At 43.3% G+C, this 23294-nt stretch carries 21 protein-coding genes; 10 read left to right on the forward strand and 11 right to left on the reverse strand.

Annotated elements, in window-relative coordinates:
* From RF007C_RS04405 to RF007C_RS04420, 4 genes are all read right to left on the reverse strand, one after another.
* A complete protein-coding gene (locus RF007C_RS04405) occupies positions 1-2310 on the reverse strand; it encodes an ABC transporter permease (protein WP_037297603.1) in 2310 nt (769 codons plus the stop codon).
* Complete coding sequence (locus RF007C_RS04410) at positions 2304-3068, reverse strand: ABC transporter ATP-binding protein (RefSeq protein WP_037297605.1); 765 nt, start codon at positions 3066-3068, stop codon at positions 2304-2306. Before RF007C_RS04410 ends, RF007C_RS04405 begins: the two co-directional genes overlap by 7 nt.
* Positions 3069-3167: 99 nt before the next feature.
* Positions 3168-4349, reverse strand: a complete 1182-nt coding sequence (locus tag RF007C_RS04415; protein WP_242836271.1) for a HAMP domain-containing sensor histidine kinase — start codon at positions 4347-4349, stop codon at positions 3168-3170.
* Between the two features lie 92 nt (positions 4350-4441).
* Positions 4442-5143, reverse strand: coding sequence for a response regulator transcription factor (locus RF007C_RS04420; RefSeq protein WP_037297609.1), 702 nt, complete (start codon positions 5141-5143; stop codon positions 4442-4444).
* A gap of 413 nt (positions 5144-5556) precedes the next feature.
* On the opposite strand from RF007C_RS04420, the gene RF007C_RS04425 reads away from it, so the two are divergent.
* The 5 genes from RF007C_RS04425 (at position 5557) to RF007C_RS16320 (ending at position 10403) form a co-directional block, all read left to right on the forward strand.
* A complete protein-coding gene (locus tag RF007C_RS04425; protein ID WP_037297611.1) occupies positions 5557-6558 on the forward strand; it encodes an ABC transporter ATP-binding protein in 1002 nt (333 codons plus the stop codon).
* Positions 6555-7358 (forward strand): ABC transporter permease, encoded by an 804-nt coding sequence (locus RF007C_RS04430; RefSeq protein ID WP_019677988.1) that lies wholly within the window; start codon positions 6555-6557, stop codon positions 7356-7358. The genes RF007C_RS04425 and RF007C_RS04430 overlap by 4 nt, the downstream gene beginning before the upstream one ends.
* Positions 7359-7361: 3 nt before the next feature.
* Positions 7362-8165 (forward strand): ABC transporter permease, encoded by an 804-nt coding sequence (locus tag RF007C_RS04435; protein ID WP_019677989.1) that lies wholly within the window; start codon positions 7362-7364, stop codon positions 8163-8165.
* Between the two features lie 81 nt (positions 8166-8246).
* Positions 8247-9008 carry a GNAT family N-acetyltransferase gene (locus RF007C_RS04440; RefSeq protein ID WP_037297614.1) on the forward strand — a complete coding sequence of 254 codons (762 nt, stop codon included), beginning with the start codon at positions 8247-8249 and terminating at the stop codon, positions 9006-9008.
* A gap of 171 nt (positions 9009-9179) precedes the next feature.
* Positions 9180-10403, forward strand: a complete 1224-nt coding sequence (locus RF007C_RS16320; protein ID WP_051456513.1) for a leucine-rich repeat protein — start codon at positions 9180-9182, stop codon at positions 10401-10403.
* Positions 10404-10613: 210 nt separating this feature from the next.
* Here RF007C_RS16320 and RF007C_RS16325 read toward each other — a convergent pair whose 3' ends face one another.
* The 4 genes from RF007C_RS16325 to RF007C_RS04470 form a co-directional block, all read right to left on the reverse strand.
* Positions 10614-11789 carry a hypothetical protein gene (locus tag RF007C_RS16325; RefSeq protein WP_051456514.1) on the reverse strand — a complete coding sequence of 392 codons (1176 nt, stop codon included), beginning with the start codon at positions 11787-11789 and terminating at the stop codon, positions 10614-10616.
* Between the two features lie 2 nt (positions 11790-11791).
* Complete coding sequence (locus RF007C_RS04460; RefSeq protein WP_037297619.1) at positions 11792-12352, reverse strand: RNA polymerase sigma factor; 561 nt, start codon at positions 12350-12352, stop codon at positions 11792-11794.
* 388 nt (positions 12353-12740) lie between these two features.
* Positions 12741-14564 (reverse strand): hypothetical protein, encoded by a 1824-nt coding sequence (locus RF007C_RS04465; protein WP_037297622.1) that lies wholly within the window; start codon positions 14562-14564, stop codon positions 12741-12743.
* Entirely contained in the window at positions 14551-15111 is a 561-nt protein-coding gene (locus RF007C_RS04470) for an RNA polymerase sigma factor (RefSeq protein WP_019677995.1), read from the reverse strand. The genes RF007C_RS04465 and RF007C_RS04470 overlap by 14 nt, the downstream gene beginning before the upstream one ends.
* A gap of 413 nt (positions 15112-15524) precedes the next feature.
* Between RF007C_RS04470 and RF007C_RS04475 the strand changes: the two genes are divergently transcribed.
* Genes RF007C_RS04475 through RF007C_RS16330 form a run of 5 tightly spaced genes read left to right on the forward strand, consistent with a single transcriptional unit; the run spans position 15525 to position 20197 of the window.
* The gene (locus tag RF007C_RS04475) at positions 15525-15896 is read left to right on the forward strand and encodes a GntR family transcriptional regulator (RefSeq protein ID WP_037297624.1); all 372 of its coding nucleotides are present in this window, start codon (positions 15525-15527) and stop codon (positions 15894-15896) included.
* Between the two features lie 3 nt (positions 15897-15899).
* Positions 15900-16784, forward strand: coding sequence for an ABC transporter ATP-binding protein (locus RF007C_RS04480; RefSeq protein ID WP_037297625.1), 885 nt, complete (start codon positions 15900-15902; stop codon positions 16782-16784).
* Positions 16753-17466: a hypothetical protein gene (locus tag RF007C_RS04485; protein WP_037297627.1), complete on the forward strand. Its 714-nt coding sequence runs from the start codon at positions 16753-16755 to the stop codon at positions 17464-17466. The genes RF007C_RS04480 and RF007C_RS04485 overlap by 32 nt, the downstream gene beginning before the upstream one ends.
* Before the next feature lie 11 nt (positions 17467-17477).
* Positions 17478-18257, forward strand: coding sequence for an ABC-2 transporter permease (locus tag RF007C_RS04490; protein ID WP_037297628.1), 780 nt, complete (start codon positions 17478-17480; stop codon positions 18255-18257).
* Positions 18258-18271: 14 nt separating this feature from the next.
* Complete coding sequence (locus RF007C_RS16330; RefSeq protein ID WP_051456515.1) at positions 18272-20197, forward strand: serine hydrolase domain-containing protein; 1926 nt, start codon at positions 18272-18274, stop codon at positions 20195-20197.
* Positions 20198-20294: 97 nt separating this feature from the next.
* Here RF007C_RS16330 and RF007C_RS04500 read toward each other — a convergent pair whose 3' ends face one another.
* From RF007C_RS04500 to RF007C_RS04510, 3 genes are all read right to left on the reverse strand, one after another.
* Positions 20295-21080 (reverse strand): alpha/beta fold hydrolase, encoded by a 786-nt coding sequence (locus tag RF007C_RS04500; protein ID WP_037297630.1) that lies wholly within the window; start codon positions 21078-21080, stop codon positions 20295-20297.
* Between the two features lie 339 nt (positions 21081-21419).
* Positions 21420-21974, reverse strand: coding sequence for a rubrerythrin (gene rbr, locus RF007C_RS04505; RefSeq protein ID WP_019678004.1), 555 nt, complete (start codon positions 21972-21974; stop codon positions 21420-21422).
* A gap of 209 nt (positions 21975-22183) precedes the next feature.
* Positions 22184-22960, reverse strand: a complete 777-nt coding sequence (locus RF007C_RS04510; protein WP_206537797.1) for a VanW family protein — start codon at positions 22958-22960, stop codon at positions 22184-22186.
* Positions 22961-23294: the final 334 nt, after the last annotated feature.

Below are 23294 nucleotides of genomic sequence, written 5' to 3' on the forward strand. Positions count from 1 at the left end.
TTATTCCTGTATCAGCTTATAAGCCGACAGTTTTTTCATTCTTCCTGACATCAAGAAGCAGAATACAAACACCATGCCAGTTACCGCAGCCGCCGTTATAAGTATCAGAAGCGGCTGAAGCAGCAGATTGGCATCCAGTATGCCGTATCCGCCGAGTATAAGTGTGAACAGCGGATCCAGCAGTAAATAGCCCAGCACAGCACCTGAAATAGAAGCTGCCATAGTTGTGGGCATAAGCGACAGCGCCAGCTGATAACGCAGCTGATTGCTGGTGAAGCCAACAGCTTTCTTTATGCCGAATTCCCGTTCCTTCCTGATAAAAACAGTTTTGAGCAGCAGTCGTATTACGAGCAGAACGGTTGCAATGCTCAGTATTATCATTACAAATACGACGATTGCCACAGCCAGAACAGGTGTATAATCATTGCTTCTCAGTTCTCTGTAATTGTTTCTTATCCTGATTATCCCCGGTACCTGACTCTCTATCCTGTTGATAACGTCATCGACCTTTCCTGCATCAGCGTTCCTGACTCTTACCCGCAAAGAATTATATACCGTATCTATCCCTATCTCCTGAGCAGCCTTGTCAGTCATATACAGCCTGCTGCTGAGCACATTCTGCTGCAATCCTGTTACAAGGTATCTTCTGCTTTTATCACCGTATTCAACGGCTATTTCATCGCCTACCCCAACTCCGAGCTTTGCCGCAACACTGCTTCCCACTACGACCTCGTTGTTCTTACGCATTATTTCTCCTTCATATATGCCGCAGTATACATAATCAGGATCTGTAACATATATAAGAGTTACCTCAACTCCCCCTGTACTTGCTGTGACGGAATCCAGCCCATAAGCCTGTGATACTCCGCTGATACTTCTTATTTTCTCTATTGAGCTGTATGCCGAGTCATACGAGTTATCTTCGGGATAAATATATATATCCGGAGAATCTCCCTGTATCATGCGCTGGAAATTGGTTATGTCGACTTTTGTATTGTAATAAAGCAGGCCGGAGATCATTGTAACAAACGCCACGGCAGTAATGATAAAGAAGATCGTGACATTCTGCCCCATATTCTGCATAGAGCTTTTCAGTGCAAGAAGCAGATTCAGCTCCCCTTTTGTCTCGCTCAGCGGCAAATGATTCTTTCTGAAGCTGTTTGACTTCAGTCCGAATCTGAGAGCCGTTGCAGGATGAAGGTTCTTAATCTTTTTCGTGGAAAAATATGCTGTTCCTATCATAAAAAGCACAACTGCGGCAAGTACAGTAAAGCTTATTGCAGGATATAAACACTTTTTCCATATGATACCGCATATCTCCCTGATGAATCCCCTGTCCATAACAGGGAAAAGGACGTATGAAAGAGCTATTCCTGCCACAGCACCGACAGTTCCCACAATTACATATTCCGCAGTCAGTGCAGCTCGTATCTGTCGGACTGTATAGCCTGCCGCGCGAAGAACTCCGATATTCACGATATCCCTGCTGATATTGTTGTTAATGGTAAAAACTATCATTATCATGCATATCATCATGATTATCAGAGCAAATACAGCCATAAATCCCGCAAGAACATTTACAATAACGGTATAACCGCTCCTGTACTCTTCCGAAGAATATCCGTCGGTATAAAATTTTCCGCCGCTCTGAAGCGCTGTTTTCACATTCTGCATCACATCGCCCGTATCTGTTCCGTCTTTCGCATATAAATAAGCTATACACATCGCTCTGCTGCCGGAAAGCTCTGCGAGTTCATCGAAGGAATCACCGTCAACCAGATAAAGATCATCCATAAGCAGATACTGAAATACTCCCGCAACCGTATACTCCAGCTTCCCGTGTACCGTGTTAATGTATATTTTATCGCCTGTATGCAGCTCTTTGACGGCTGCAGTAAATGAGTTTATGTAGATACGCCTTCCGCTCACACTGTTATCATATTCTTCAAAATCAAGCTTTTTACAGCCTGCATTGTCCCCAAACCGCTGTATGCTCCATATGCCTGTTTTTCCTTTTGAATTTCTGCTTGTCGTAGACTTCAAGTTCTTTATTTCGAGCATATCCTGAACAGTATATGAGACTATATCCATGTTTCCTGCAAGAACACTGTCAACGAACTCATGATCTGCGTCAGTATATACATAACCGTCGGCAAGTCCCTGATCCCGAGCATACTCGTCATAAAGCCGCGGATACATTGAAGCAAAAATGCCCGAATGAAGAATAAATACCGATATAACGATTATGAGCAGAAAAACCGAAAGAATGGCTCTATCTTTGCGGAAGCTCGATTTTATCAGCTTTACCATCCCATATCCTCCAGAAACTTCCTTATTTTCTCATGCCGCTGCTTGTCTCCGCTGACATACCTTCCCGGCTCACATTCTCCCATGATGCCGCCGTCCTGAAGGTATATGATGCGGTTGCCGCGGAAAACTGACTTGATATCGTGAGTTACCATTACCACTGACTGCCCTGAATTGTTTATATCGGTCAGAACATCGAGCACTGATCTGACTCCAGCACTGTTGAGAGCGCCAGTGGGCTCATCGGCAAACACGATTTCGGGATCATTGATAAGTGCACGCACCACAGCAGACCGCTGAGCTTCGCCGCCTGAGATCTGCGCCGGAAATTTGCGGGTAAGCTCTTCCGGTATCCCCATTTTTTCAAAGAGCACCATTGCCTTTGCTTTAAGCTCCTTCTGCTTCCGACCGATAAGCATACCTGTACTTATAACATTATCCATAATACTCATGCTGTCCACAAGGTGTATCTGCTGAAAAACAAAACCGCAGTGTTTTCGTCGAAAAACAGCAAGCTTATCATCGTTCATATCCGTGATGTCCACACCGCAGTAACTGACCTTGCCCAGGGAAGGCTTGTCCATGCCTGACAGCATATATAACAGCGTGGACTTTCCTGCACCTGATGAACCTACTATTACGGTAAAATCCCCTTTGTATATCTCAAGGTCGAGATTCTTGATGACGTGCTGCTGCTTTCCTCCCACAGAAAAGCTCTTGGAAAGCTTCTCGGTCCTGACTATTACTTCCTTTTTCTCCATAGCGGCCCCCATAAAAATAAGATCATACAGTTATCACCTGTATGACCTTATTATATCATATCGCTTTTTGAAAATCTTTGCCTGTTCTTTAATTATTCTTTAAACGAGTCTTAGCCGAAGTGATACCGTAAAGCCTTCGTCGTTATTGAAGCACGCCATCTCTCCATCCATCTGATTGATGAAGTATCTTGAGATATACAGTCCTATTCCCGAACCGTCCTTACCTGTGGAATTTGAACCGCGGCAGAATTTCCCGGTGATCATTTCAAGCTCTTCATCAGGAACTCCTCCGCCCTTGTCTGCTATTTCCAGAACGAAAAATCCGCTGTCAAAATAACTGCTGATGGTAATATCCGTATCAGCATACTTGTACGAATTGGAGATGATATTGCCCACTGTCTGTTCAAGTCTCAGTTTATCGGCATATATCACACATTCCTTTATATCGGCAGAGGTCACCTTTTTCAGCGGATCGCTTTCGGCAATTATGCGTTCAAGCTCCAGTGTCGGCAGCTCCTCGGGAGCGACCTCCAGCTGTTCAAGCTCTTCAAGAGCAGCATGGAACATATTTGATACCAGCTTGTCTATCTGATCTGTCTTGCCATTTATAGCGGCAAGTGTGGACTTCTGCTCCTCATCCGCTGAAACAAGAGAAAGGTAATCCACCATAGCCCTGATAGAAGAAACAGGATTTCTTATATCATGGGAAAGCTCGGCAATAAGCTCCTTACGGCTCTTTACAGCTGCTTCCTCACGTTTCCGTGAAGCCTTCAGCTCTTCACGCATTATATCGAAGCTCTCCGTAAATGCGCCGAATATATTTCCTCTGTCCATTTCCAGCGGAGTGTCAAGATCGCCTGCCGCAACTCTCGCTGCAAAGCCTTTGAGCTTGCCGAAGGGCTCCACCACACGCTTTCTCAGGAATATGAAATATCCGACAGATACAATAAGCATGAGTCCAGCCATACAGCCTATCATCCTTGCGTTTCTGACATTGTCCCTGTGCCTCTGCTCAGCATAGCTGTTATGTACTATCAGCTTGCCGACAACATCGCCATTGATCTCAATATCCCGTATTATATCGAAATTTCCGGTAGCCGCGGAAACTGTATCCGATATTCCCTCTTTTGTATAGCAGAGCAGACGGCTGTCCTTGTCTATGACCGCATAATCGAATTCCTCACTGCTTTCCACGAGTTTATCGTTTTCGGCAGAGACGCTGCTCCAGTTCTCTTCCATATTAATAAGAAGCCTGTTTATCTCCGTAGTATACTGCGGCATTGTCTGATTCCCGCCCGAATCAAGTATATACAAACATATCAAAGCACTCATAAGCAGGAATAAAGCCGCATAAATCACAATAAAACGCCTTTTCAATTATTGTCCTCCAGCATGAATCCGACGCCCCATATAGTCTTGATGACCTTCGGATCACCTGCGTTATCTTCTATTTTCTCTCTCAGATGACGTATATGAACGTTCAGCGTCACATCGCTGACATAGTCAGTCTCCCATATCTTCTCGAAAAACTCGTCTTTAGGGATAATGCGGTTCTTGTTTTTCAGCATATACATAAGAAGCTTGTATTCCATAGCTTTTAGTCCGGCACTGCTGCCGTCCCTGATAATGGCTGCCTTCTTCATATCAAAAAGAGCATTGCCGAGATGTACGATACTGTCATCTGCCGCTTTTTCCTCCAAACCGCTCTTGCTCTCGTAGCGCTTGAGAGCGACCTTCACCTTTGCAAGCAGTACTCCCAGTGAGAAAGGCTTGCAGATATAATCATCACCGCCGATGCTCAGTCCAAGAAGCATATCGTCCTCGGCTGATCTGGCACTTATAAAGAATATAGGTACGTCCATAGAAGAACGTATCTCCCTGCAAAGTTCAAATCCCGAATCATTGCCGAGATTAATATCAAGAAGCACCAGTGAGCAGGTATTCTCCCTGAGAAAATCAAGAGCATCCTGCGCATTAAGGACGTACTGCGTATCGACTCCAGACATATTGAAGTACTTTGCCGTATACTCGGCAAGCTCAGTCTCGTCATCAATAACAAGGACACTTGTGTGCATTTTATCACCGCTTTCTCTCTGATTTATCTAATTATAACACAGTTCTGCATTTATTTCAAGAAATAACTCACGTGAGCAGCTCCATTTCACCTTTCTGCTGTTCAGTTTTCATGCATAACGGCTCGTTTCCCATCTAAGCCTTGCAATAAACCGATGAATTATCCCCAATGGTAAAAAGCTCCCTTTTTTCCGTCGGACCGTTGCCTTTTTGTTTGCGGTGTGATATAATATCTTTATTCGATATTTGGTACTTGTAAAATGAAGCACCCGCTCTTCGTCTTCCGACTGTCGGTGATATACGATCCGCCGAATATCCGTCGCTCCTGTAATTCGGCAGGACGATAAGTAAACCTTTCATGCGGTCACCAAGTCCTGCAAAGGACAACCTGCATGATCACGAAAGAGAGGACAAAATGTCAGAAATTATAAAGATAAAGAACGTAATAAAGGAATTTAAGGTCCTGAACCGCCGCGAGGGCCTGAAGGGCAGCCTGAAAGACCTGTTTTCCCGCGATTATAAAATAGTACGTGCCGTGGACAATATCTCCATGAATATCGAACAAGGCGAGATAGTCGGCTACCTCGGCCCCAACGGGGCAGGAAAATCAACGACCATAAAAATGATGACGGGAGTTCTTGAGCCCACATCGGGCGAGATTCTCGTGGACGGCAATATCCCCTATCAGAACCGTACAAAGAACGCACAGAAGATCGGAGTTGTATTCGGACAGCGATCCCAGCTCTGGTGGGCATTGCCCCTGGTGGAATCCTTCAAGCTCCTGAAGGACATATATCAGATACCCGATGCAGAATACGACGGTATGCTCAAGTTATACCAGTCTCTTGTTGACATCGGTCCTCTGCTGCACAAGGCTGTTCGTCAGATGTCACTGGGGCAGCGCACACTGAGCGATATTTTAGCGGCCTTCCTGCACAATCCAAAGATAGTCTTCCTGGACGAACCAACAATCGGACTTGACGTATCCATGAAGGCAAAAATACGTACACTTATACACGCCCTTAACAAGGAAAAGAAAACCACTGTAATACTCACCACCCATGATATGGGCGATGTTGACGCTCTCTGTCAGCGTATTGTTATCATCGACAAGGGCAAGATGCTCTACGATAACGATATCGAGCATCTGAAAGGCTTTTTCGGCTCTTACCGTACACTGAAGATAAGAGTTGAAGGCGATCTGAAGGCGCAGGCTGACATTATACGCCGGGAAGTCCCCGATTTTTCCGTATCTGCCGATGATGAATGGATCTCTGTTCTGGTGGACGAAGACAAAAACAAGGTCATAGACGTACTCGGACTTCTGCAAAAAACACATAAGATACGCGATATGCAGCTGGAAGAGATATCTACCGAGGAAGTAATCAAAAAGATCTACGAGGAGGGTGTACAATGAAACTGAAAAAATACCTTACCCTTACCCGGGCAGGCATAATCGAAGCTCTCCAGTTCCGATTGTCATTCCTGGTAATGGTAGTCGGAAATATGCTGTATCTTATAGTGGTATACTTCCTTTGGAAAGCCATATATGCATCGGCAGGCACGGACGTTGTAAACGGCATGACCTTTACAGATACTCTGATATATCTGGTTCTTGCAACAGCACTCTTCAACTTTATGGAAATGTACACAGTCTGGGAGATCGGACGAAATATCCAGTCAGGCAAGATAGTTCTCGACCTGCTGAAGCCCATGGAGTACCGTAAATACCTGTTCTGGTCGTATTCAGGCTCTTTTGTGACACAGTTCTTTCTCACGTTCCTTCCCACCTTCATAGCCGTTGCCTTTGTAACCCACGGAGCAATACATATGGGGCTTAATCTGCTGTATTTTGTTATCTCTGTCGTACTGGCAGTATCGATAAATTACAGTATTGATTTTCTGGTAGGAACAATATGCCTGTATACTGAATCCATCTGGGGTATAAATATCATGAAACAGGTGATAGTACTGCTCCTGTCGGGTGCAACTATCCCTCTTGCATTCTTCCCCGAACCGCTGAAAACAATTGTCGGCTACCTTCCCTTCCAGTCAATTTACAATGCGCCGCTCTCAATACTCCTTGACAGTGCTCCTCAGCCGCATACACTGCTCGTTACTCTCGGAACACAGCTTCTGTGGTGTGTCGTGATGATTATTCTTAGCAAGCTGTTCTGGAAGGCATCGCTGAAGCAGATAACCGTGAACGGAGGCTAAGATATGAAACGAAAAGGATTTATCTTCTATTTACGGATATACTGCAAGATACTCGCTCAGGATCTGAAAAGCAAAATGAGCTATCGTGCCGACTTCATAATCTCGACCATTGGCATGATATTCACTAATATCTCGGGATTTGTAAGCTTCTGGATACTTTTCCGGAACTTTCCTTCCATCAACGGCTGGAGCTATTATGAAATGCTTTTCCTGTACGGTTTTTCGCTTGTATCTCTCACTCCCGTACAGTGCTTTTTTGACAACAACTGGAGCCTGCGGCAGAACGTGTATTCGGGTGATTTCATAAAATACTGCTTCCGACCGATAAATATGTTTTTTTATTACCAGTCGGAGGTATTTGACATCAAGGGACTGGGACAGCTTGCCTTCGGTATCGGCACACTGATCTATTCCTGGGCAAAGATAGGACTGGCGTTCACACCGCTCATGCTGCTTAAAATGATAGTCTTCCTGTTGACCGCCTCGCTGATAATGATCGCATTGCAGAATGCAGCGGCAGCCACCTGTTTCTGGATACAGAACTCATTCTATGTATTGGATCTGGCATTCCGCTTCAGAGACTATGCTAAATACCCTGTTACCATATTCAGTCCCATATTCCGCTTTATCTTCACTTTTGTAATGCCGATAGCATTTATCGCCTACTATCCAAGTCTTGTTATACTCCGTCCCCATGAGATACCGCTGCTTTCATGGCTGTCGCCGGTCATAGGTATACTGTTCTTCTGGGCAAGCTATAAGATATGGATGCACGGTGCGATGAAGTACAGCGGCACGGGCTCATAACAGTTGAAAATACGCAGATACAAATACTTTAAAGGTTCTTTCACAGCTCTATGATCGAACTACAGTCAGGAGATGAAGAATATGATATACGAACTTGATGATACATCAAAAGTTGAAAGCTTATTTGAAGGCTGGCAGGAAACACTGATATATTCCTGTCTTCAGAAAATCATGGGAAAGGTTTATGTAACCGATCCCGAGAAGCCGCTGTCCGCATCTGCATTCGTGGGCTGCTTCGTATTTTTTGCAGGAAAGCCCGACCTTGAACTGGTAAAGAATAAGCCTTGCGGATTTTTGATAATGACGCCTCAGAACACGGAATGGGCAGAGTTGATCGAAAAGTCTTATCCCGATGCAAAAAAAATAACAAGATATGCAATTAAAAAGGATACTAGCTTTGATACCGAGGCCTTGAAAAAGAATCTGGAGCTGCTTCCTGACGGATACGAACTGAAAAGCATAGATGAAGAGCTCTATGATAAATGTCTGGAACACCCTGTGACAGCTGATTTCGTTTCATCCTTTGAAAGCAAGGAAAAGTATCTGGAATACGGCAGAGGAATAGTTATCCTGAAGGACGGCTGTATAGTGTCCGGAGCTTCTTCATACACCCGTTACAAAGAGGGCATTGAGATCGAAGTAGACACTTTTGAGCCTGAACGAAGAAAGCATCTCGCGCTGATCGCCTGTTCCGCCCTGATCCTGAACTGTCTGGAGGAAGGTCTGTATCCCAGCTGGGATGCCCATAATCTGAACTCAGTACATCTGGCAGAGAAGCTGGGATATGAACCGGACCATGAATATATTGCCTATGAGGTAGCCTCGGATCAAAGAACTCATTAAGCTTTGAGATGCAGGATATATGGCAATATTTACAGCGTGCCGTGATAATAATATCTCGGAGTTTTCCGAAAACGTACCTATACAGACAACTCTGAAAGGGCGTTAAACAAAGATATGCTGCTTGCAAAAGGAGAAAATTCACGAACTTGATATTGAACAGGAGGATATATCATGAATTATAAAAAAATAACAGCAGCCATTATGTGTGCTGCAATACCGTTTGGAATGACCGTTCTTCCGATCAGCTCGCCGATCCCCATTTATGCCGAGGCTGCAACAGTAATTGACGGCGGTACCTGCGGTAAAGATCTGACGTGGCAGCTGGACAGCAGCGGTACTCTTAAAGTAAGCGGTACAGGAAATATGGACGAAGCCCTTGATAGAAATCCGTGTCCTTGGAAAGAATTAAAGGACGATATAAAGAAAGTCGTTATCGGCAAGGGCGTCACAAGTATCGGAATGGGAATGTTCAGCTACTGCAATAACCTTACCTCATTATCGCTTCCGAATACGCTGAAAGCCATAGATACCTATTCATTTGTGGGATGTGAAAATCTTGAAGCCGTAGTTATCCCCAACGGAGTCACCAATATCGGTTCAAGTTCCTTTGCAGGCTGCAAAAAGCTGAGCAATGTAACCATACCAAAGTCAGTGACATATATCGGTGCTCTTGCGTTTTCGGGCACACCGTGGTTTGAAGCTCAGAAAAGTATTGATGATCCTTTCATAATAATAAACGGGCTGCTCATTTATGTACATTTTGATCTTTCGGGAGATGTGGTTATCCCCTCTTCTGTCAATAAAATATGCGATCAGGCAGTAGAAAGACGTTCAAAAATTACCTCGATCGCAATTCCCGAGACCGTCACCGAAATAGGTTTTAACGCCTTTTTAAGCTGTTCCTCTCTTAAATCGGTGACAATCCCTGCGTCAGTGAAAGAGATCAAACAGCAGGCTTTTTATAAGTGCGAGTCTCTTGAAGAGATTTGCATACTTAATCCCGAATGTAAAATCTGCGAACACTGGAACACGACCATTTCTAATACTGACGAAGGTTTTTCGGGCGTTATCAAGGGCTATAAAGGTTCTACAGCTGAAAAATACGCTGAGAAATACGGTTATACCTTCAAAGCGCTTGCTCAGCTTGGAGATGTCAACTCTGATGAATTTATCAATTCAGTAGATGCTTCTTCAGTCCTTGCATATTATGCGCTTATTTCCACGAATAAAAACGGCGGTTACAATGAGGAGCAGAAGCTTTTAGCAGATATAAACCATGACGGATTGATCAATGCCGTTGATGCATCGAATATTCTTGCTTATTATGCATATGCTTCGACAGAGAAAAATGATGTAATGACACTGGAAGCATTTATGAAAAAGGAAGATAAATAATATATCGTAAGCCGGGGATTCCCCGGCTTATTTTCTTGTTTTTCTCTTTAATCTTCTTATTGATACATAACAGTTCTGTGTTGTGCACCTTAGCAAAAGCCCCCCTCTTCGGGCGAAGGATAACTTCACCTGATAAGGGGGCACTATTATTATCTGTATCACGCAGGCTTTAAAGACATACAGTCAGACTCAGCTGTATAAAATCCGGTCTCATTCATCAAGCTGACTAAGATCATAAGCAGCTGTTTCCTCGCAGTTAGGTATACAGCCTGCAATACGGTTTTTTATATAGCCGGCGTCCTCCGGGAGAGCTGCGTCCTCGTTGAAGAGTATCTCCTCTACCGTGAATTCTTCATAGTTCTCTCCGTATACAAGCTTTGCAGCAAGTATAAAGCCTGTCTCGTTGTCAACAGTCAGGGTAAGGGTCTGCTTCTGTACTCCCTGCCCCGTGACATCCTTAGCAGGTGACGGATCTGTTATCGGAGCATCTTTGTATGCAGGAGGAAGAACATAATCTGATGTCATCACAAGCTGTGTGCAGTCTCTTCCGATGAATTCTACATTTGTTGTAATATCCTGTACCTCAAAATTGTCAAGATCATCATTTATGATATACTCCGAATACAGATCGCAGAAGATATTAGGCTTGTCAAAATCACATCTGCTGCGGTCAAACGCCTCATACTGATCCGGACCTGGACTGCTGGTATCGGAGTATACACATATATACAGATCCTTGTACATAAACATTTCATTCTTGGTTATGGTCTCTGCAAGCTTGTCAATCCCGCCGCTCTCAGCAATTATTTCATCATCAAGGTCTTTATAGTATTCGGCAGTATGTGTCCATACCTTTATAAGAGATTCGTTGCCTGTTATACGGTCTCTTCTTGCCTCACTGTGCTCACAGGAGGCACCGCTGTTGACCGTGGTGTGATACTTGATACTGAGCTGATCGTAAGCATCATAATCCCTGTTCTTTATCTTTGCGATCAAATCCTCCTTTGTGAGCTGCTCCTCAGTGGTGTCCTCCTCCGTTGTATCCTCTTCCGTTGTTTCCACCTCTGTTACAGATGAAGATATCTCCGAAAACTCTGCAACTGGCACACCTGCTCTGCCGTTTCTGAGCAGAAGATATCCTCCCCCGGCTGCTGCGCCTGCAACAAGTACAAACACTGCGGCAGCTGATAATACTTTACCCCAAATCCTCGAACGATAGCTCTCAACTCCGCTTACCTCGTCAACAGAGGCAGATGTATCTTCAACACGGCGCTCTATCTCCCTGAAGATACGGTCACGGTGTTTTATATCGCCTGTAGGATATTCATCGGCGATCCTTGCCGCCTCTTCATCACTTACACGACCGAAAAGCTGATCTTTTTTCATGGTTATTCCTCCTTATCGGAATCCTCGAGCAGGCTGCGAAGCTTTTTTACTGCTCTTGCACAGCGCATACGCACTGTTGCGTGTTTCATCCCTATCATGCGGCCTATCTCTTTTGCGTTTCTTTCGTAAAAGTACTTTTGTATTATAATGGTGGAGTCCGGCTCACCGAGCTCTTTGATCCTCTGAAGCAGCAGCTCAGTCATTACGGAATTTTCTGCATTCCTGTCGATACACTCATCGGAAGCCGGTTCTCTGAACTCTTCGCTATCGATTGATATGATTATCCCTGCTTTTGCCGTAAGTGATCTACGCATACTTATTGCCTTATTCTTTGCAACAGTGCCTATGAAAGGCTTCAAAGCCGTGACACTGCTTATATCAAACTTCTTTATGACGGAAGCAAAGGCGTCTATTACGCATTCTTCTATATCCTCCTGTGAAGCCGGTCCCCTGAGGATATTCACGGATATAGCATATACATAGCTGTAATATTCGTCGAACAAGGCTCTGTGCCCCTGCTGCGGCGAATTCTTCATAAGTTCTGTGATTTCTGAGTCGGTCATTGAACTCCTCCTTTTCCGGCAGATCTGCTTTCATTATACACATACGCACAGAATAATGCAAGTGTAACACCACATACAAAATCGGACTTTTTTCCATACGATTTCACTTTCTGCGTTAAGGCATGAAAAAGCACCTGCCGTAGCAGGTGCTTAGTGTATATCAGGTTAATGAGATAAATCAGGATTTATGTTACTGTTCATTGGACTTATTTCATTTGTAAATGTTGATTTGATTTTAAAGCTGAAAATATACAGGCAATACTCAAAATCTCCGCTTATATGGTGTTTGTACGCATCATAAGAATAACCTAATACGGTAAAGTGAGATTTGTCTTTACTCTCAATGCAAAATATAGGCGAATGGTCAAAGCCGACAACGGTAATCCAATCAGCAGTAAACGTAAGCTGCTAATACCTTTCCGTCACAGCCTCTGATATAAAGATACCGAGGTTTTTGATCGGGGCCAGGGCCAAGATTAATGCCTACATCAGTTTTGCCATGACGTAATACAGTACTGAAATACCATATATCATATTCCTCATAGTATTCGGCTTTATAAGGCGGTTCATCCCATGTTAGCTTATGCTGAGTACCTTTGTATTCAATGTATTCTCTTTCATGATAGTCAATTTTCTCTTGTCCGATGAGTTTGATAAGGATCTCTCTTCCTTTGCTTATAGCATCCTCTTCATCGGCAATAGTTCCAAGCACCCTGTCATCAGAAATTTTCTCAGCATTGTGGAAAACTATATTTGCTTCGTCTTTGTAATCGACCCATTTACCATTTTCATAAACCGAACTATTATACTCACCGTAACTGCCGTCATGCATAAATGCATAAAAGGCTCTGACAAGGTCTTTTTCAGGTGAATCCGCATTTGCTTCGGTTTCACCTGACGGTTCATTCACCTCAGGCGGGTTATCCTGCGGTTCTTCCGGAACTTCATTTACAGTTGCCGGCTGTACTTTCTCAGGCTTTTGAGCAGTTGTTTCTTTTTCTGTCTTGTCGGAAGAATTTTCCCTGTACTTTTCATCATACTTACCGTCTAAAATATCTTTGAGTTTTGTCTCAAACTCATTTATATCAATGCAGAATTGCCTGCAATCTGTAGGGAGCGCGTCATCGCCAACCAACTCATACGGGTAGAAACTAACAACTCCGTTGCTTTGGATATAATATGTTTCTCTGCGAGTCGATGTTTCGCTTGATTTAAAATAACGCTCAATAGTATATACCGATTTATCGTCGTCAGAAGGTATGGCTTTCTCCTTTGACAGTAAATATACAAAGTCATATCCGAGGAAATCCTGAAGCGCCCTTTGTGACTGTTCGGTTTTGGGAGTTATTATTTCAGGATGATTGTCTTTCTCGCTGCTCAACTCAGCACGCAGGAATTCGCCCTCTGAAAGCTCCTTTATATCCCTTGGAGAGAGCTTTTCGTCTGTATAAGGTACATCTTTGCTAAATATATCCTGTATATACTTATCAAATGTTTTATAATCAATATCAAAAACCGAACTCTCGATGATCGGATAATCAAAGCTGAATTCTCTGATTACACACTGTTTTTCTACATAATATGCTTTCCCGTCTTCCAGAACATAAACATTAAAGTATTTATCTCCTTTTTTCCAGCCGATTGCATATCCTTTACCTGTGTAAGTATCGATATCAGGGACTTCTTCCGCATTGATCCCAATACCTTTGCCCCATTTAAAAGCATTGAGGTATTTTGCAATTTTATCATATGTATCGCTTGAATAATCATAATATTGCTTGTTTAACTCGCTTATACTGAAATAAATCTTATTGAAATCACAGAATGGTGAGATCATATCAGGATCTGCCTCTGTGGCTCTGGTCGCTTCGGTTTCTTCTGTTACTTGGATCAGGGATACTTCATCTTTCGACATGGCAGAATGCTGCGGCTTGTTTTTGTGAAGCAGAAAACCTGTTGTACCTATACCGGTTACAAGTACAGCAGCGGCTGCAATAGAACTAACCGTGCGCACTATACGATTTGAGGAACCAACAGTTTCCGTACCGCTTACACTTTCTGTAAAATCATCTTCTTTGTTTTTGACAGAATCACTTTTGGGTTTTATAGCAGAAATGATTTTATTGAATTTAGAATGTTTCATTTTCTTCTCCTCCTCATATTGAGCTATGCGGCGGTGTACATTCTCGATCATCTCATCATGTTTCAACATATTCAAAGCCCTCCGTTTCAAGCTGCGATCTGAGTGATTTTCGAGCACGATACAGGATGGATTCCAGACTGCGAAGGCTCTTTTTCATTATCCTTGCAGCTTCCTTATTACTGAAGCCCTCAAAATAAATGAGCCATAACACCTGCTGATAGTTCTGAGGAAGTTTTCTCATTGCCTTGTGTATCTTTATCTGCTGTTCTTTCTTGATATACGCTTCTTCGATCTCTGCTTTATCATCAGTCATTTCAGGGGTTTCCTCAATAGAAAAGCAAGACTTTTTAGCGTACTTGCGCAGATGATCTATGGCAATATTACGTCCGATAGCATACAACCAGGTTTTGAAGGAGCTTTTTTCCTTATACTTAGGTTTTTTTGTTCCAAGCAATACAAAAGTATCTTCCGCAAGCTCTTCAGCTGTCTGAATGCTGCCAACTATACTTGTCAGGTACAGTATCAGTCCGTCGCTGTATTCTATTATGATCTCATCCAATCCTTGTACATCACCATTGTCACGAAAACGGCGGTAGCTACTTGCACCGTTATCCATAGAACTGCTCCTTTCCGAAATGCTCTTTCCGAGCTTTCACTTATTAGACGAAAAAAACTACGCGCGATGTAATACATTTTTTTGAAAAAAAGCCAGTCTTGTGTGATCTGCCAAAAATCGCAATGAAAATTTGTGGATATTGACTGTTTTAAAACCTTTCATTGCAGCAATTCATAAACTTGCTATCTTACATTGATAATTCAATTTGCAACAACATGATTATATCACAGACCACAGAATCTATCAATAAAATAGCGGTATCACCGCCGATCCATGCTATGATGCCAGTGATCGAAGTCTGCCCTGCATTTTCAACTTTTCTGTGACAGCATAAAATTCGGTATTGACATACTGCTGTTGATGTGTTATACTGTATATACAATGATATATACAGTATAACACAGGAGTGCACTATGAAGATCGTTATAAAAAACAAATCAGAACTGCCTATCTATGAACAGATAGAGCAGCAGATAAAGGCTCAGATACTTGAAGGCAAGGTCGCAGAGGACGAGCAGCTGCCGTCTATCCGCCAGCTTGCAAGAGATCTGAAGATAAGCGTTATCACCACTACAAGAGTATACAACGACCTTGCTGAGGAGGGCTTTATCATCTCTGTCACAGGCAAGGGCTATTTCGTTGCGCCAAGCAACAATGAACTCCTCCGTGAGCGTATGCTCTGTGAAATGGAGGAGGGCTTCGAGAAAGCCGTGCTGAACGGCAGAAATGCGGGACTATCCGATGATGAGATCATCGCCGCATTAAAAAATTTCATGGAGGAATGATTTATGGAAAACATTCTTGAGATTAAAGGACTTAACAAGGCTTACGACGGCTTTGCACTGAAAGACGTCACCTTTTCCCTGCCAAAAGGATATATCATGGGGTTTGTAGGTGAAAACGGCTCAGGCAAGACTACCACTATCCGTTCGATACTCAATATGGCTAATATAGACAGCGGCAAGATAAGCGTTTTCGGCCTCGACAGCATTACCGACACCATTGCAATAAAGGAAAAGCTTGGCGTGGTCTTTGACAGCCTTTACCTTGCAGACCACCTCAACGCTAAACAGATAGAAAAACAGCTGAAGCCCTTCTACAAGGACTGGGACAGCAAGGAATTCGCAGACAGACTGAAATCATTTGGCCTCCCCGACAACAAACGTGTGGGCGAATTTTCAAAGGGCATGAAAATGAAGCTTATGATAACCATAGCCCTGTCCCACAAGGCTGATTTCATGATACTTGACGAACCCACCAGCGGTCTTGACCCTGTCGCCCGTGATGAACTCCTTGATATACTTGCTGAGTACATAGAGGACGAGAACAGAAGTGTCCTTTTCTCTACCCATATTACATCTGATGTGGAGCGTATCGCCGATTACGTTACCATACTCCACGACGGCCAAGTGTGGTTTACGGGAACTAAAGACGAGCTCAGCGAAAAATACGTTATCCTCAGAGGTGCTGAGGAAGATATTTCCTCTGCTCTGCGTGAAAAGTGCATAGGCTTCCACAACTATCGCAACGGCTTCGATGCACTGCTCAGCACCGAGTATCTCGACGAAGTATCAGACGAGCTTGTGACCGAAAAGGCCAACATTGACGAGATACTGGTCTATGTTGCAAAGGAGGACAGATATGAACGACATAATGAAAATGATAAGGTTTGATCTTATCTCCGTTAGCAGGCTCACTGTGCCTTATGTAGCAATATTTGCTGCTGTATGTATCATAGCGGCACTGTTCAGCCTCCCCATCGGTATTTTCTGCGTTGTTAGCTTTGTAATGATAATAGCACCTGTGCAGGGAATCAACAATTCAAGCTGCAAAAGGCTCTACGGCATGCTGCCTGTCAACAGGAGTGCGGTAATAAAGGCTCTTTTCATAGAAATAACCTTTACATTGTTCGCAGGTGAGCTTCTCGCGTTTCTGTGCTTTCTCATAGTCAGAAACTCCTCACTATACAAGATGCTCCCCGAAAAAGTAATGCATTTTGCAGAAGATCTTACAAAAATGCCCGAGAAGGAATACACAATGCTTTATATGCTTGCCGCTGCGGCATTTGCCTTCATAACCATAATTCTCTGCTATGCACAGATGCGCTCGGAGATAAAGAGCATGGAAGCAGCTATACGTGAGCTTATAATAATAATTGCTGTATTTGCTGCCGCAGTTTCATTTATATCTGTTATGATATACAACGAAAAGCTTGATGCTTTAAAGAATATACTTCTGCCAACCACATCGGCAGGCAAATGGCTTTTAATCGCCATACTCAATGCAGTCACCTTAGCCGCAGCATACCTTTTCTGTGCTGTCACCGTAAAAAAGGCTTCTGACAAAGAGCTATAAGGAGGGACAATATGAAAAAGATAATCGACCTTATACGAGTCGATCTCATATCGGCAAAGGGCAGAAACAAGGGCATATTCTTCCTTATACTCGCACTTACTGCTATATTTGTAGCCATTGGAATGCTCACAGAAGCCATATTCATGGCATTCAGTATTGTAGTACTTGGAGTAATGCTCGTGCCCTTCATCACAATGGCAGAAAAGACCCACAATGCAGGAAAAATATTCACAGTTATCCCCGCCGACAGAAAAAGCATTGTCATTTCACGCTTTGCTCTTACCACGGGAATATACACCGTTTTTTCGGCATTTATTTTTATTCTGTATCTCATAATGGAAAAATTCAGTGATTTACACGGAACTATTATTTCAAAGGACGTAAACGAAGTATACGAAAAAACAAGCGGTTTCGGCACAGGTATACAGATGAAGGCACTGGAAAACTCAATGTTCTGGCTTATTTTTGCTGTAACGCTCATGGTCATGGCAGGTCAGCACAGAAAATACTTCAAAAAGGGCATTTCAATCAAAAGCAATTCCATGCTGAGGAGCTTCCTTAAATTCTTAGGCGGTATCGCACTTGTCTATGCCATAGCAGCTGCCATAATATATATATTCAATATAGATATACTCAAGCCTGCACTTATAGTGCTTTTAAATATGATCATGGCACTGGCAGCTCCCATGAACGGTATGCTGCTCAGTATCGTACTTATCTTTATCGGATTCGGCTTCACACTCTATCAGCTTGTATGCTCGGTAGTGGACTATGAAGCACGTGAGCTTTAAGGAGGTGGATATACATGAAAAACTTATTGCGCAAAACTGCCGCTTTCATAGCTTCGGCGGTGCTTACAGTCTGCACTCAGCCTTTCAGTACCTTTGCAGAAGATGAGGACGAGCTAAAATGTCCGTCGGGAGTAACAGTCAGTAAGCTTATAAGCAGTCAGGAAAAAATAGCCTCTCATCCCTACAATATCGAACATAGCAAGACCGACAGCGCTCGTGTGGAGCTTGTTTTCCACGGAGACGAGATACTTTACACCCGCTACTACGGCTGCACAAATATCGAAGAGCACACCCCTGCCGACGAGAACAGCGTGTTTGAATGGGGCAGCATCTCCAAGACCTTTATATGGGTAAGCATCATGCAGCTCTGGGAACAGGGAAAGATAGACCTTGAAGCTGATATCCGCACCTATCTCCCCGATAACTTCTTCCGCCACCTTAAATACGACGATCCCATTACTCTTATGGATATCATGAACCACAAGGGCGGCTGGTGCGAGAAGTTCTACGACTCCACCTCAGAGGATATGGCTGAAATGCCCTCACTTGAAGAAGCCCTCAAAAATGTGGAGCCTGCCCAGACATACCGTCCCGGTGAGGTTGCTTCCTACTCAAACTGGGCTGCTTCACTTGCAGGACTTATCGTTCAGCGAGTAAGCGGCATGGACTACGTTGATTACGTCCACAGGAATATCTTCGAGCCCCTCGGCATGGAGCACACCTCAGCAGGTCCCGACCTCACAGATAATCCGTGGGTAAGAGAGCAGCGCTTGAAAATGAACTGCTACGCAGTATCCACACATAGCGGATATGAAGAAAACGAGGACGGAGTAATAGAGGAAGGAATGATCCAGGAATTCAATTCCAAGGGCACCTGCCTTTTCAACGACCAGCTCTACCCCTGCGGCTCAATAACAGGTACTATCGGCGACCTTGCCACCTACGCACAGGCTTTGGTCAACGACGACCACCCCTTGTTCAAAAATGCCGAAACTCAGGAGAAGATGTTCTCAGGCTCCTCATTCTACGGGAACACTGATATCCCAAGCTTCAGCTACGGCTTTGACGTCCATGAATACAACAACGTCCGCACCTTCGGACATACAGGAGGTACCTTTGGCTGCGTTTCTAATATGGAATTCGATCCCGTATCAAAGTTCGGAATCGTAGGCCTTTCAAACTGCCGTGATGATTTCCCCAACTATTTATGCTCATATGTTTTCGGCAGATTGAAGACTAAGAACTATATCGGCGAAAACTTCGAGAAAACAGATCTGACGCCCTACAGCGGATACTATTCCGACACTCGTACTCATGCAGCAGGTATGGGAAGATTCATACTGTATATGGACGCATTCTCAATCGACAATATAGACGCTGTAAAGATCGCTGACGATGTATTTCTTGAATATCACTCCGAAGACTGGGCTGATGACGCTATATATGGCATAGCCTATAATTCGGACGGCACACGGGGCATTTATAACAGCTGCTCGGAATACCTTGAAATAAAGCATTACATACCCAAGCTCTGTCTCCTTGCAGGCTTCATGCTCTGCGGCGTTGCGTCACTGTTCATACTCCTTGCAAAGCGGAAGCTGAACAAGGCACACAAGGCTGCTCCCCTGTCCTTTGCACACATCATCACCGCAGGACAATTTGCAAAGATAGTATCACTTGCTGCAATGATATCCATTGTGGTCATTCGCATAAAAGGAGACAACGACGGTCTCACCAAAACACAGGGCACAGTCATCGGCGTTATACAGCTCATATGCCTTGCATTATGCGGACTTGCTCTGCTTGCCGCCGCTTACTCACTCATAGCAAAGAAAAAGCTCCCCTACGGAAGGCTGCGCAGCATATCATGCTTTACGGGAAACCTTATCACCGTATCCGCGATACTATTTTTTGAGATGTATAACTTCTGGTGCTGCTGAATTCTCTGAAAAGAATATCATCTCAATAACCGAAACGAATAATCCTTGTTCAGAAATAAAAATCAGCTCCCATATAGGGAGCTGACATTTTTTATCGTTATTCTGCCATGAGAGAACAATCTCTGTCAAGCAGCTTCATCATAAGCTCATTAAAGCGATCCTTTTGCACTATATTACAGACATGACCACAGGAAGCCATCTGGATCATCCGACCGCAGCTGCTCTTAGCTTCACGTACTGTTCTCTTTCGGAAACAGGAATCGAGCCTGCCTGAAATATAAGTGTTTTCAGGATGATGCTCCTTTTCAAATATCTTGCTGAAACGGAAAGCCTGATTGAAAATGTGCATATAGAGTTTGAATTCCTTTTTATTCAATGCGATAGCACATTTACGGAAAATACTTCTGCTTTCTTCATTAAGCTTTCCCGGCATAATGATCCAGCTGAATAAATGATAAACTGCAGCAAACGGAAGCTTATCCCCTATTTTTGAAAAAAGACGTGCAATTCCGCGAAGCAATACATTGACAGTTGCGACCGCACCGACCAGAATTCCGAAATCAACATAATCAGGATAAAATGCTTCAATATACTTCACAAAAATAGTACCGAGAGAAACTCCCATAAAAATAGCATGCCTGACATTATACTCATCACATACAGCAAGTATCTCACGGCTTATCGCATCTAAACTCACCTCAAGCTGTGACAGTCTCAGATTACCTTCATTATGGCTTGGAAGATCAATAGTAAGAACATTATAATGTTTTAAGAGCAATGGCACCTGATATTTCCAGATACGGGAATTTCCACCAAAACCATGAAGCATAACGATCGTTTCCGTATTGCCGTCTTCGGCAGGATAAAATGTATTATGCAACATTAATATACCCCTCCTACATATTTTATATACATACCGTATTCTTCTTGCAATCATTATATCATCAATCATTTTGCCTGTCAATAGGCATTCACAACATTTACAGATTATTTATTTTTTTAAAACAGGTAATATGGAGCCGCCAACAAAATACAAACAGTATACTTTTATCCCAATGAAATAGAGCATTATATGAGGACCTACAGCCATTATATAAGAAGCTGGCTTCTTTCACATCGTTGTACTATCTTTTGTCATGTACTAAAAATAATGCTCGCCCTGAACGGACGAGCTTTTACTGTCATTGGAACAGCCTTAAAACCGGTTTCGTGCAGAATACTATCAATAGTTTTCAGCGTGAACTTCAAAATATGACTGCGGATGTGCACATACAGGACATACCTCGGGCGCCTCCTCACCTACTACGATGTGTCCGCAGTTACGACATTCCCATACCTTTACGGAACTCTTTTTGAAGACCTCCTGCATCTCGATATTCTTAAGAAGCGCACGGTAGCGTTCCTCATGATGCTTTTCTATAGCAGCTACACCGCGGAATTTTTCTGCAAGTTCATTGAAACCTTCAGCTTCGGCTGTCTTTGCAAATTCCTCGTACATATCAGTCCACTCGAAGTTCTCACCGTTTGCAGCATCTTCAAGATTCTCGGAAGTCGAGCCTATTCCGTTAAGCTCCTTGAACCAGAGCTTTGCATGCTCCTTCTCGTTATCAGCTGTTTTAAGAAACAGTGCAGCGATCTGTTCAAAGCCCTCTTTTTTGGCCTTTGAAGCAAAGTAGGTATACTTGTTTCTTGCCTCTGATTCGCCGGCAAATGCGGCCTTAAGATTCTTTTCGGTCTGTGTTCCTGCATAGGGATTGAGTTTTTCATTGTTTGCCATGTTATTTCCTCCTTTATAAATACATCTTAAAGCTTAAAGTATTATCATTATATCACATTTCATCAGATAATGCAATGTATGCTTGCTGACAAATGGTCTTCGTCTCTGCGATCGACTGCCGGCTACAATGTCTGAACTGATTCGTATTTACAAGGACAGTCTGATCATAGACATAAACAGCTTTGTCAATGACATTTGTACTGCCTCGATCAGTTAATTGCTTCCGTCACGTCGGTTTCAGCTATATCAAGTCCACTTGTATCATAAAGGACCCTTGCGTGGTTGCGGCGTATGAGCTTTCTCCCGATTATTTTGCCTGTACAGCCGTCCATTTTGTCGCGATACACCTCACCATTTCTGTAAACAACACCGTTTTCCCTTGAAAAGAATACATTCTTTGTCCAAATATGATACTTGTTATTCTGAGGCGTATCCGTTCTGAGTTCGCCGCAGAGATACTCCGGCGTAGTATAAACTATAAGCTGATAAGTCCTGTGTGTAGTATTTTCAAACCGGTAATCAAGGTAGTTATACATGATCGAAGTGCCTGTGCCAAACGGTATTTTTCTCTGAAAATCAGGAAAAAGATCAAGCCCATCATGATGATGATGCTCGGTTATCTTCAGATCAGAGTGCAGCACCATCCAGTGTATCAGATTTGTCATCTGACACATTCCTCCTCCAATACCCGGTTCAGTATGGTCAGCAAATATCGTAAGACCTTCCTTGTACCCCTTCTTTGCAGTCGTATTGCCCACAAGATACCAGAATGAAAAAGTTTCTCCGGGACGTATAAGTATATTGGTTATTCTGGGCGAGGCAATCGAAAGATTTACTGCTTTGTTTTCCTGGAGCCTCATATCGACGTTGCCAAGCTTTCGCCTTATCAGCGAATTATGTCTGTATACAACATACGACAATTTTTTCTTCTGCTTTGTTTTAGCAAAGTGCTTCGCACTGCACAGGTTATTCAGCGATCTAACCATAATGCTTTTTTTCTCCGAGATCGCATAAGTAAGCGGTGATATTTCACAGAAAAGCTTTCTTTTAATTTTCTTCTCCTCCCCGGCGTTTTATAGTTATATGAATAATTAATATCTGCATCGAATCAATACCATTATTTAGCCCATTTTTTTCATGAATCTTCGCTATCAATAAACTTCTCTCTTTCGCCTATACATAAGTTATTATAACAATTAAGACGTTTTATGTCAATCATTAATAATACAAAACCAGAGCAAATTCGAAATAAATCCTCCTCACAAAGCAGGAATATATCTTCTTCCTGCCTGATGATAAAAAACCTGATATAATTATCAT

It is taken from the genome of Ruminococcus flavefaciens 007c (assembly GCF_000571935.1).
Classification (GTDB): Bacteria; Bacillota; Clostridia; order Oscillospirales; family Ruminococcaceae; genus Ruminococcus; species Ruminococcus flavefaciens_F.